Genomic DNA, 11,676 nt, shown 5'->3' with positions numbered 1-11,676 from the left:
AGTTTGTTCTCACGGAAGAAAGCTACACATCAAAGGCAGACTTTCTTGCAAAAGACTATATCCCTGTGTATAAAAAGAACAGTTCAGGAAACTACTTTTTCTCAGGAAAGAGGATACAGAGAGGACTTTACAGACACTACGATGGTACAATAACAAATGCAGACATAAATGGAGCTGCAAACATCTTAAGGAAAGTATTCCCAAAGGTAAGCCAATGGGATAGAGGCATAGTGGACATGCCCTGTTCTGCAGTGTGCGTAGAGCATCCTGCAGGTTCATGCCGCCATGCGGCATAACAGAAACCCTTTCCGACGTGGAGTCGGTGAGGGTAGTTCATTTTCAATATCTACCCATGATAATCTATTAAATCTAGGATCGTAGCATGGTCCTTCCCCAAGCAAAAAACGCTCTTTACTGACTACCTCAACACTATACATATTAAGTTCCTCTCTCGTTACTTATTTTTCAATATTTCTTTCCAAATTCAAAAACTCACACTCCTGGTCAGATAAAGGAATTTCCAGGGCTTCTATATTCTTTTTCATTCTATCTGTGCTGCTAGTGCTGACAACAGCAAACATATTCATAGATTGCCTGAATATCCACGCCAGGGCAATCTGAGAAACGGTAGCCTGTTTTTCTTTTGCCAAAAGTTCGCAGCGCCTTAGCCTTTCAAAGTTCTCCGGAAAAGCATATCCCCTTAGAGCAAACATATCCAGGAAGTCATTGGCATGATCCATGTCGGTGCTCTTCATCTTGCCTGAAAACATGCCATGAGCCAGGGAGGAATATGCTATTACGGGCATTTGGCTATTCTGATACCATTTCCTGTCCTGCTGTCCTCTTTGGCCTGTGAGTGTTACACAAGTATCATCCCACACATCTCCCAACTGGTCTGCAAGACTAAAGCCCGGGCTTGAAACGGAAAATGGGGCAAGGTTCTTTTTGTAGGCATACTCGTTGGCCTCTTGTATTCTCTTATAAGTCCAGTTAGAGCCCCCAAAAACGCCAATGCTGCCCCTTTCTTTCATCTCATTGAAGGTTTCAACTATTTCTGCAACTTCTGTAGTAGGATCATCTCTATGGAGAATATATATGTCTATGTAATCTACCCGCAGTTCCTCTAAAGATTTCTGCAGGTCTGACATCATGGCTTCATGATTGACTCTTTTTGTGGCGCCGTCAGGGTGGCCGCACTTACTAAGGAGGACAACTTTGTCCCGGACTCCTGTCTTATCCAGCCATTTTCCTATGGTTTTCTCAGAATCCGGGTAGATTCTCGCGGTGTCTATTGCATTAACACCTGTATCAAGTATTCCTGTAAGCCAGGCGTCATAGTCTTCCAGATTAGGCAAAAAGCCTGTTCCGAGAAATATCCTGGATACGTCTTTGTTTATTCCGTTGATTTTTGTATATAAGCTCATATTGTTTTCCTCTGGAGTTAATTAGCTACTTCGTGTAATCGCACAATATTTACAATGCATTTTCTCCTCTAGCGTTCATTAAATAAATATACCACAAAAACAATAGACCAGTAGTCTGGGAATTTCCAGAGTACTGGCCTATACCTACTGCTGATTCACACTGGAATCAGCACTAATTCAACTTCTAAAAATAATCTTCCCTGTTGCAGGATCCATTCCATCAACTATTGCAAGGGATTCAAGCTTGTAGCCCAGGTTTCTGATAATCTGTCCACCTGGCTGGAAGCCCTTTTCTATAGCTATTCCAATGCCTGCCACTGTGGCTCCTGCACTATTTATTATTGAGATCAGTCCCTGCAATGCGCATCCGTTTGCCAGGAAATCATCAATAATAAGGACCTTGTCATTTTCATTCAGGAACTTTTTGGATACAATCACATGATTCTTGTTTTTATGGGTAAAAGACTCAACGTCTGCTGTATACATTTCCCCATCAAGGTTGACGCTCTGGGATTTTTTTGCAAAGACCACAGGAACGTTAAAATGTCTTGCTGCAACGCAGGCAATACCTATACCTGAAGCCTCTATAGTAAGGATCTTGTTTATCTCAACTCCATCAAATCTCTTTGCCCATTCAGCGCCCATCTGATCAAAAAGCTCTACATCCAACTGATGGTTTAAAAAGCTGTCTACCTTTAAGATGTTGCCTTCTTTTACAACGCCGTCTTTGATAATTCTCTCTTCAAGAAAATTCATTTTTGCACCTTCTTTTTACTTTATCTTTCTTCGCGGAAATAGTTAGTTCCAAGGCTCTTTGGAGGCTGATCTTCCTTTTTATTTCTCATACTGGTAAAGACAAGAACCACAAGAGTTACGATATAAGGAATCATCTTATAAAGCTCTTTATACTCAGTGTGTGTTCCCGATGGAAGGTACAAATATAAAATATACAGTCCTCCAAAAAGAATTGAGGATAAAACGCTCACATCAGGCTTCCATACTGTAAAGATAACCAGGGCAATAGCAAGCCATCCTCTGTCTCCAAAGGCATCATTGGACCATACGCCGCATGCATAATCCATTACATAGTATAAACCACCAAGTCCAGCAATCATACAGCCAAGACATGTTGAGACATATTTATATCTTTTAACATTGATCCCAGCTGCATCCGCCGCAGCAGGATCTTCGCCTACAGCACGAAGGTGAAGGCCTACTCTTGTCTTTTTAAGGACATAGGCACAAATTAGCGCGATGATAATGGCAACGTATGCCAGAAATCCGTAGGAAAAGAAAACCTTGCCAAACCAGCCTGTTGTGGATGCAAAAGGCAGAGTCCTGCTAAAATATGCTGATGTGGCTGACAGTGAAATAGATGGAACGTCAGCACCAGCCAGCTTTATTAGTGATCCGCCAAAAAAGTTACCAAAGCCTATACCAAAGGTAGTCATGGCAAGGCCTGTAACATTCTGATTGGCCCTTAAGCTTACTGTCAGAAAACTGTATAAGAGCCCCATTAAAAAGGAGCCTACAAGCGCGCAGATAAGAGGTATAAAGACTGCCAGGAAGCCATTGAGCTGCCCACCAGCTGCCTGTTCATAGAAAAAAGATCCTATAACACCGCTTATTGCACCAACATACATAACACCTGGGATTCCAAGGTTCAAATTTCCTGATTTTTCTGTAATTGTCTCACCTGTACTTCCAAAAAGCAGAGGAACGCCCTGCTGTACAGCTCTTGGTATAAATGCAACCAAACTAAACATTATGCGTTCTCCTTCCCAAGATCTTTGCGTACAAGAATCTTATATCTGATAAAAAACTCACATCCAATTATAAAGAACAGGATGATTCCAGTAAGAATATCTGCAAAGCTCTGATTAAGCTCAAATACAGTGGATATCTCGCTGGCGCCTCTGTCCATGAAGATGATGAGAAGGCTGGTGAAGATCATGGCAACGGGGTTAAACTTGGCAAGCCATGAAACCATAACGCCTGTAAAGCCCTGTCCGTCTGAAATAGTTGTGGTTATTGTATGGTTGATACCTCCAACCAGTAGGAGTCCTGCCAAGCCGCAGATTGCACCAGATAAAAACATGGTCCTGATCATAACCTTTCCAACATTTATTCCTACGTATCTGGCTGTGTTCTGGCTTTCGCCAACAACTTCTATCTCATATCCGTGCTTGGTAAATTTCAGATAAATATACATTCCAATAGTGACTATAACGGCTGCAATAATACTTAAAAGATATTTATTACCAACGTTAGGAAGCCAACCTATGTTTGAATTCTGGTTAATGATACCGATTTTTCCTGATCCCTTAGGAACTTCCCAGACTATGGTAAAATACGCCACAAGCTGTGTCGCAATATAGTTCATCATAAGTGTTGAAAGTGTTTCATTGGTGTTCCACATAGCTTTAAAGAAAGCCGGGATTACGCCCCAAAGAGCGCCTGCAAGTATAGAAGATACGATCATAAGGATAATTACAACTGCATTTGGAAGCGTGTCTGACAAAGTGATCATACATGCCGCCGCAGCAAGACCTCCCATGAGGACCTGTCCTTCGCCGCCGACATTCCAGAACTGCATTTTAAATGCAGGTGTAAGTGCCAGTGAAATGATAAGAAGAATAGCAACGTACTGAAGTGTGATCCAGCTCTTTCTCTGGGTGCCAAATGCGCCCTTGCAGATTGTTGTAAATATTGAAATAGGGTTATCGCCTGTGCATATCATAGTGATCAGCGCGCATATAACAAGTGCTGCCAGAATTGCGATTATTCTAATGGCCCAAGCCTTTTTGCTGCTGATGTCAGCTCTTTTTACAATGTGAAAACGAGGCTCTTTTACTATCTGTGCCATTATGAAGCCTCTCCTTTCTTGGTCATCATTGACCCCAAGGTATATTTATCGGCATTTTTGCCATCTACAATTCCTGTAACCTTGCCATCGCAGAGTACAAGAATCCTGTCGCAGAGCTCAACAAGAACATCCAGATCTTCGCCAACAAAGATTACTGCTGCTCCGCGTTTCTTTTGCTGATTGATAAGGTCGTATATCTGGTAGGAAGAACTGATATCAAGGCCTCTTACCGCATACGCAGTCAAAAGAACCTTTGGCCTTGAGGAAATTTCTCTTCCAACAAGGATTTTCTGTACATTTCCGCCGGACAAAAGGCGCACTGGAGTATCGATACTAGGGGTTGCCACCTGAAGCTTTGATACAACCTTTTCTGCAAGTTTTCTAGGCTCTTTTTTCTCTGTAAAAAATCTGGACTTACCGCTTCTATAGGATCTGAGCATCATGTTATCTGCAAGGTTCATATTTCCAACAAGTCCCATTCCAAGCCTGTCTTCTGGAACAAATGACAGCTTTACGCCAAGATCAGAGATTTCCCTTGGAGATTTGCCAAGAAGTTCCTCTGTTCTTCCGTCCTGGTGGATATATGTGATGCTTCCATTTTCAATCATCTCAAGACCTGCAATGGCCCTAAGCAGCTCTTTTTGTCCACATCCGGATATTCCTGCGATTCCCAGTATCTCTCCGGTATTGGCGGTAAAAGATACATCGTCAAGCTTAACAAGTCCATCTTCATCAACAACAGTTAGATTCTCAACTACAATACGAGGCTTGGGCTCAACAGGCTCGGGTCTTTCAATGTTAAGAGAAACTGAATGGCCTACCATCATGTCTGTCATTTCCTGAGCGTTGGTACTACTGGTCTTCATGTCGCTTATGAATTCACCATGGCGCAGAACTGCAACTCTGTCAGATATGCTCTGCACTTCGTTTAGCTTGTGAGTAATAATAACTATGGATTTTCCATCTTTTTTCATGTTGCGCATGACATTAAAAAGTTTCTCAGTTTCCTGAGGAGTCAATACGGCTGTGGGTTCATCCAATATCAGAATATCAGCTCCCCTGTAAAGAACCTTAACAATCTCAACTGTCTGCTTTTCAGAAACGGACATATCATAGATCTTCTTTTTGGTGTTGATCTCGAATCCGTATTTGTCGCAGATTTCTATAATTCTTTTCTCAGCCTCTTTGATATTGAGCTTGCCTTCAAGGCCCAGAATTATATTCTCTGTGGCATTGAACACATCAATAAGCTTAAAATGCTGATGGACCATGCCTATTCCAAGATCAAACGCATCTCTGGGCGAACGGATAACAGCCTCTTTGCCGTTTATGATTATCTGGCCTGCATCAGGATAATAGATTCCAGCAAGCATATTCATAAGTGTTGTTTTACCACTTCCGTTTTCACCAAGAAGAGATAATATCTCTCCCTTGTAAACATCCAGATTGACATTGCTATTTGCCGTTACATCACCAAAAGACTTTGTAATGCCACGAAGCGATATGGCTACTTCTCTCTTTTCCACAATTATCACCTTTCAAAATTTCCATATAGACTAAAAATAGGAAATCTTTGTTGCAGCACAGCAAAAAAGCTGTGCTCACAAAGATTTCCTCAGCTCACATAATTAAAGATCAATATGCTGTATCAAGAAGTGAGATTCCATCGATCTGTAAGTCAAAGTAAGGAGCTGATCTGAACTCAGAACCAGACTCTGCAAAGTAGCCATCTGTGATAACTTCTGTATCAGCAGTGTACTCAGGATCTGTGTCAACGTCAGCCATATAAGATGTAAGAGCCTCACCGTTTACAGTAAATGTAGTTGTATCAAATACATGAAGTGTTCCTGCATTCATAGCTTTTTCAGCCTCAGCAAGTGCCTCAGCAGTTCCCTCTGCTGCTGCATTTCCAAGGTCTGTAAGAACTACAGAACCAGTCTCAAGTGTTCCAACCCAGTCAGTAGCAATCTCTGTTTTGTTTGCTACAGCGTCAATGATGTATGCAAAATATGGTGCCCAGTCAATTCTTGAAGAAACGATAAATGTGTTAGGGCAAGCTGCATTTGTGCTTCCGTTGTAGGAAACGTCAGGAACACCAGCCTTTTCACATGCTGTAGGAGCTCCCATTGAATCAGCGTGCTGTGAAAGAAGTACACAACCATCTTCGATAAGCTTGTTAGCGCCTTCCTTTTCAGCTGTCTCATCGTACCAAGAGCCTGTGAATGTTACTTCCATTGTAGCTGTTGGGCATACAGAGCGGGCGCCGAGGAAGAATGATGTATAACCTGAAATAACTTCTGCATATGTGTAAGCACCAACATAACCAATCTTAGCCTGGTCTTCTGTGATGTCACCATTTGCGATCATCTCGTTAAGCTTCATTCCTGCAGCGATACCTGCAAGGTAACGGCCTTCATAGATTGTAGCGAAAGCGTTGTGGTAATTGGAAAGACCTTCTGTATGTGCCTTTGTTCCTGTTGCATGGCAGAACTGAACTTCAGGATATTCCTTGGCAGCCTCGATCATGTAATCTTCATGACCAAAAGAATCAGCAAATACGATATTGCAGCCTGCATCTGCAAGTTCACATGCAGCCTCATAGCACTCCTGTCCCTCAGGAATATTGGTCTTGAACATGTACTCAACACCTGCTGCCTCACAAGCCTGTGTAGCGCCGTTGATAAAGTTCAGATCGTAAGTGGAGTTCTCATCGTGCAGAAAAATGAAACCAATCTTAACATCTGATGCAGGAGCCTGTGTAGCCTCTGTAGCCTCTGCGCCTGTGCTTGTAGCCTCAGATGCTGTTTCTGTTTCATTTGCGTTTCCGCAGGCAGATAATGATGCCATTACCATTGTTGCAGCAAGAACTGCTGACAGAATCTTTTTAAACTTTTTCATCTCATCCTCCATTTTTTGATATCGAGCTCAGGTCATTTGTAGAATGTTTCTATTGTTTTTCTTTAGAGCAAATTGAGCAAAAGAAAAGGCATAGAAACACGAGTTTCTACACCTATCTGATTTGATATCTTCAACAATTAAATTAATATATAAACTTATTGTATATGCGGCATCAAACACTCGATAGTCCGGTAATTTACGGTAACCGGGTAGAAACATCAAATCCATATTATTTGACCTATATCGATAAAATACTCGCTTATATTAGCAAAGAAACATCAAGATTACAAGCTTTTTTTATGCTTTTTTTATTCCCCATACTCCCCGTATTCACAGCCAACATGTGTGGCCTCCACTTCATCCACCAGAACAAGGTCCTGACCCTTCTTGTCGTAGAGCTTTATGGTTCCCCAGCCATTTCCGCCATTCCACAAATGATTGTGGTTTTTCTTGCCGTCTGGTGACTCATAGTTTATGAAAAGCATGTACTTTTTCAGGCAATGAATCTCTGTTTCCATTACTGCCTTAATATTTTCCTGTCTTACACGCCAGATAACCTCGTTTTCAGTCTCATCGAAGCTAAACTCAGTCTTTACCTTCAAATGAAGCTTGGAAAAGTTAAAGTCATACTCTTTTCCCTCATAGTAAAAGGCTCCGAGAAGTCTTCTGTCTAAAGGAACAAAATAAATCTTTGGCCTTCCACCACCAATATCAAAAACGCTGTTTTCAAGCTGCTTCCCTGTCTTTTTACTTACAAGGCAGTTTGATGACAGCCACACCCATGGGCTTGTGAAGTCTCTTCCCCAGTTTTTATCTGCATAGCCATAGCTCTTTTCCGGAGTAACGATGTACTGCCTTCCGTTGAAAGTCACCGTTCCGCCATAGGCGCTCTTCATCCCCTCAGCATGCCAGTACATAGCAAAAGCTTCCGCATCCCTAAGCGGCTTGCTCGCACCGTATCCGACGTTGAATGCTATCTGCTTGTCTATCACTAGGTCAAAAGAGATTTCTCCAGCATCGCACATCCACTCAGGATGAGCTTTTGCGGCATCCTCTGATATTGAAATATGCCCCTTGAGGCGAGATTCTGATGCCAGGCAATCATCTGCCGCTATCTTGTAGGGCGCACTTTTATGCATTTTCACATTCTTTAGTGAAAAAAATCTGTGGAGCTGACAGGCATCTTCTCCCCAGGTTCCGGCTTTCACCATTAAATACGACGGGCGCTTTCCTTCTTTTTTGTTCTTGGGTAACTGTCCCCAAACAGGCTCATCTTCTGCAAGAGCCGGATTACAGATGAAAAACTCTATAAAAAAAGGCTTGTCCTCTCCTGTCAGCGCATCCTGTGCAGTAAAGGAGTGCCACCACCAGTCATAACCTTGATGTGCAAAAGGTCCATGGAGCATACATGCATTTCTTCTTTTATTGTGTACGTTAAACCTATCAATTGCCATTTAATCGGCACCTCTTTTCTATATATCTGTAAAATGGACCGCAAACTCCATTCCCTCAGGTCCATTATTTTTCCCGCGATTCTAAAGATCTGAAAAGATATCATCTATATTGATCTTGCTAATTGTATTACCAGAGATATCCCCGAAAGACAGTTCTGATTCTTTTATCATATTACTGAGTTCATCATCAGATACGTCAAGAACCCATGCGAGCATAGATACGTTATGGGCATGTTCCTCAACTGTAAACTTGGGACATGTAAGGTAGCTATCGATTTCTTCTGTCAGCTTCTTTCTGATATCATCCTCTGATCTCATATTGACCTCACAAACTTTTTATTGAATAGGAAATTGCTTTCCTATTCAATAAAAACGCTCCGCTGTGGATGCGCACCTCGCGGATAAGTTCTTATACACTTTATTATAATAATTTAATTATTTCCCTTACCTTGCTTTTTATTCTTTTTTAAATAAACTACAACCACCAAATACACTATTACAGCAATCACTGCTCCCAGGACAAATAAGCCGTACTGCTGATCTATCATTTTTTCCGCACTGAATGTGTATAGGAAAATGTGAGGAAATCTTGCAACGAAGGTTATTAAAAGCCACATGATCACATTTTCCCCTGAGTAAAAGCCAAGCCACGCGTAGGTATCCTTGGGAAGTGGCAGGAACATGAACATGATATGCACCAATATCGGATTTTTGTTAAAGATAAGCTCCTCAACGCGGGTGAGCTTGTCCTCCGGGAAAAGATAAAGAAGAAAACTTCTACCAAATTTTTTCCCAATGAGGAAAGCAGCTGTGTTGCCAAGAGTGGCAAAAAAATCGCACAAGATAGCTCCTTTAACGCCTCCCAATATGAATCCGGCTGTAAGGTAAAAGGGGAGGCCGGGTATGCAATTTGAGAGTGTCTGGAAGAATACGAATAATCCAAACACCAGATAGGCAAGAATTCCCTTTTCTTCCACGTAAGCCCTGAAGGCATCCACATCTCCCACAAAAGCGATCATGGGTCTTCCGATGAAATAATATATGCCAAGCAGGAAAATTGCTATAAATATTATGATTATGCTGGTTCGCACTAATGATCTTTTACTATTCGCATGCATCTTCAATTTTTTGATCTTTCATTTCTTTTTCTAAAAAGTGCCTGAAATCCAATTATTTATATTTTATGCCCTAGCAAGCATTTTTTAAACTTGTTAGGGCATACTTTTTTCTAATTATTCGATACTGTTTCGTTGCCATGTATGCCCTAGATAACTAATTACTCCCTGCAGGAGGCATACTTAAGCTCAGCATACATCGACTTGCATCCGCTTTTCTTCAAATTGTATGCCCTAGATAACCAATCTTCCCCCGCAGGAGGCATATTTCATATCAATACACATCCCATAAATCATAAATCACAAATCATCAAGCTCATCCTCAACTTCCAGCCATCCCAGCAGCCTGTCATCTTCCCTGTCTCTACGCAGCTGCTCCTGCTTGCGGTCGAATTCCTTGCGCTCTTTCTTACTCATTCCACTTGTAAAATCTTTGTACTGCTTGTCTGTTAGCCTGACATCTTTATCCTTCTTGCCAAAAAACATAGTGCACCTCGCTTTCTATCGCCCCACTGCCCCCGTCTCACTGGTTCACTTTTTTGACCCCTAACCCCCGTCCCCCAAGGTCCATTCCTACTCCATGATTTCCGTGAGGGTCTGCAGGTGTTCCTTCATTTGCGTTACGACCTCGTCTGGGCCCACTATTTTTACATCCTTGCCAAGACCGAAGATCCAGCCGTAAAATTGCGGGCTGATAAATACTTCTACGTTAAGCTCGCAGTGCTTTTCATCTATTGGCCTTAGGGTTATGTCTTTACCGAATCTATCGATGAAGACTCCTGCCATCTTATTGTGAAGGTGGATCTTGACTCTTTTCTTTTCCCCACCATACATGCCGAAGGTGGCTTTGGAATAGGCAGCCATGTCCAGGTTTCTGAACTGTTCAGCGCCCTCGCGCATTTCATCAATTACTTGTGGTTTGAGCATCTTGTCCACACGATAGTGCTTGCATTGCCTGCTATAGTCGTCAAAAGCCACCATGTAGTAATACTCATCGCACCAGGTCAGGGCCCAGGGACTGACTGTAAAGAAGTTTCCATTGTTCAGGATGTACTGTGATTTATCAGGCTGCCATGAAAAGTACTTGAATCTGATCTTTTTGTTGTGCTCTATGGCATTGTAGATTTCGTCAACGCTATAGTATATGCTCTCATTCATGGTCTTTATTCTGCCATTGACAAAGACCTGTCTCTGGAGCTGGCTTGCCTGATGTTCGCTGACAAAGCCCTTTACCTTTTTTATAAGTTCACGTGACTTTCGCTCAGTTATGAATTTAGCGCACTGGATTGCATCGATAAGGAGCTTGACTTCTGCAAGTTCAAAGTCCCTTGCACCCACGTGGTAATATGTTTCCCTTCCAATCTGCTCTTTTATGACTTCAATTCCAAACCTGTCAGTCATATCATGGAAGTCGCTGTAGATACTCTTTCTCTCCGCAGTCACACCGTATTTTTCAAGTTCTCCAATAATCTGGGAAAGAGTAAGCGCGTGCTCATCGTCTGTTTTCTCAAGCATGATCTTCATAAGGTATGTAAACTTAAATTTCTGATTACTGCTCTTTGGCATAGCCCCTCCACAATCAAAAATTATTTTTTATAACAACGTGCGAGAAAACCCCTTCCGATGAAATCGGTTGTGGGATGAATCTCACTAGCTTTTCTTTTTGTATTTTTCTGTCTTAATGTATTTGCGTTTGTGTTCTTCTGTTCGTTGCTCTTCAATGTATTTCTTAACAGTTTCAAGTGAAACACTTCCAGTAGTGGCACAAAAATAACTTGCGCTCCAGAATGGTGAATCTCCCCAAAGGTATTTCTCCACGTGTGATCTATATGTATTCCTTACTTCCTTGGATAATTGTGATTTTAACGAGTTGATGAGCTTCACAGGAGCAACATCAGGTGGCATTGAGATGAGCAGAT

At 42.0% G+C, this 11,676-nt stretch carries 12 protein-coding genes, 1 pseudogene and 1 riboswitch; of the genes and pseudogenes, 1 reads left to right on the top strand and 12 read right to left on the bottom strand.

From position 1 onward, the window contains the following. Positions 1-296: pseudogene (locus G631_RS21235) on the top strand (RNA-guided endonuclease InsQ/TnpB family protein); the annotation flags it as partial. Positions 297-458: 162 nt separating this feature from the next. Here G631_RS21235 and G631_RS0115690 read toward each other — a convergent pair. The 12 genes from G631_RS0115690 to tnpA form a co-directional block, all read right to left on the bottom strand. Then, positions 459-1,424, bottom strand: a complete 966-nt coding sequence (locus tag G631_RS0115690; protein ID WP_026490248.1) for an aldo/keto reductase — start codon at positions 1,422-1,424, stop codon at positions 459-461. Positions 1,425-1,601: 177 nt separating this feature from the next. Then, entirely contained in the window at positions 1,602-2,180 is a 579-nt protein-coding gene (locus tag G631_RS0115685; protein WP_026490247.1) for a xanthine phosphoribosyltransferase, read from the bottom strand. A gap of 20 nt (positions 2,181-2,200) precedes the next feature. After that, positions 2,201-3,190 carry an ABC transporter permease gene (locus tag G631_RS0115680; RefSeq protein WP_026490246.1) on the bottom strand — a complete coding sequence of 330 codons (990 nt, stop codon included), beginning with the start codon at positions 3,188-3,190 and terminating at the stop codon, positions 2,201-2,203. Next, the gene (locus G631_RS0115675; protein ID WP_026490245.1) at positions 3,190-4,290 is read right to left on the bottom strand and encodes an ABC transporter permease; all 1,101 of its coding nucleotides are present in this window, start codon (positions 4,288-4,290) and stop codon (positions 3,190-3,192) included. Before G631_RS0115675 ends, G631_RS0115680 begins: the two co-directional genes overlap by 1 nt. Next, positions 4,290-5,825: an ABC transporter ATP-binding protein gene (locus G631_RS0115670; RefSeq protein ID WP_026490244.1), complete on the bottom strand. Its 1,536-nt coding sequence runs from the start codon at positions 5,823-5,825 to the stop codon at positions 4,290-4,292. The genes G631_RS0115675 and G631_RS0115670 overlap by 1 nt, the downstream gene beginning before the upstream one ends. Before the next feature lie 100 nt (positions 5,826-5,925). Continuing rightward, positions 5,926-7,188 (bottom strand): BMP family ABC transporter substrate-binding protein, encoded by a 1,263-nt coding sequence (locus tag G631_RS0115665; protein WP_035789923.1) that lies wholly within the window; start codon positions 7,186-7,188, stop codon positions 5,926-5,928. A gap of 164 nt (positions 7,189-7,352) precedes the next feature. After that, a riboswitch (purine riboswitch) is annotated at positions 7,353-7,454 on the bottom strand. Between the two features lie 42 nt (positions 7,455-7,496). Beyond that, on the bottom strand, positions 7,497-8,642 hold the full coding sequence (locus G631_RS20785; protein WP_051197322.1) for a tocopherol cyclase family protein: 1,146 nt from the start codon (positions 8,640-8,642) through the stop codon (positions 7,497-7,499). Positions 8,643-8,723: 81 nt separating this feature from the next. Then, positions 8,724-8,960, bottom strand: coding sequence for a hypothetical protein (locus G631_RS0115655; protein WP_026490241.1), 237 nt, complete (start codon positions 8,958-8,960; stop codon positions 8,724-8,726). A gap of 113 nt (positions 8,961-9,073) precedes the next feature. Beyond that, positions 9,074-9,661, bottom strand: a complete 588-nt coding sequence (locus tag G631_RS0115650; RefSeq protein WP_026490240.1) for a TVP38/TMEM64 family protein — start codon at positions 9,659-9,661, stop codon at positions 9,074-9,076. Between the two features lie 396 nt (positions 9,662-10,057). Then, complete coding sequence (locus G631_RS0115645) at positions 10,058-10,243, bottom strand: hypothetical protein (RefSeq protein WP_026490239.1); 186 nt, start codon at positions 10,241-10,243, stop codon at positions 10,058-10,060. An 87-nt stretch (positions 10,244-10,330) separates the two neighbouring features. Beyond that, positions 10,331-11,323: a helix-turn-helix transcriptional regulator gene (locus tag G631_RS0115640; protein ID WP_026490238.1), complete on the bottom strand. Its 993-nt coding sequence runs from the start codon at positions 11,321-11,323 to the stop codon at positions 10,331-10,333. An 84-nt stretch (positions 11,324-11,407) separates the two neighbouring features. After that, positions 11,408-11,676, bottom strand: a 269-nt coding sequence (tnpA, locus tag G631_RS19515; protein WP_051197321.1) for an IS200/IS605 family transposase, incomplete at its 5' end; no start/stop codon positions are given.

This window comes from Butyrivibrio sp. XBB1001 (genome assembly GCF_000424505.1).
Lineage (GTDB): Bacteria > Bacillota > Clostridia > Lachnospirales > Lachnospiraceae > Butyrivibrio.
The sequence above is the reverse complement of the archived record's forward strand: the minus strand, read 5'-3'. Positions and strand labels throughout refer to the sequence as shown.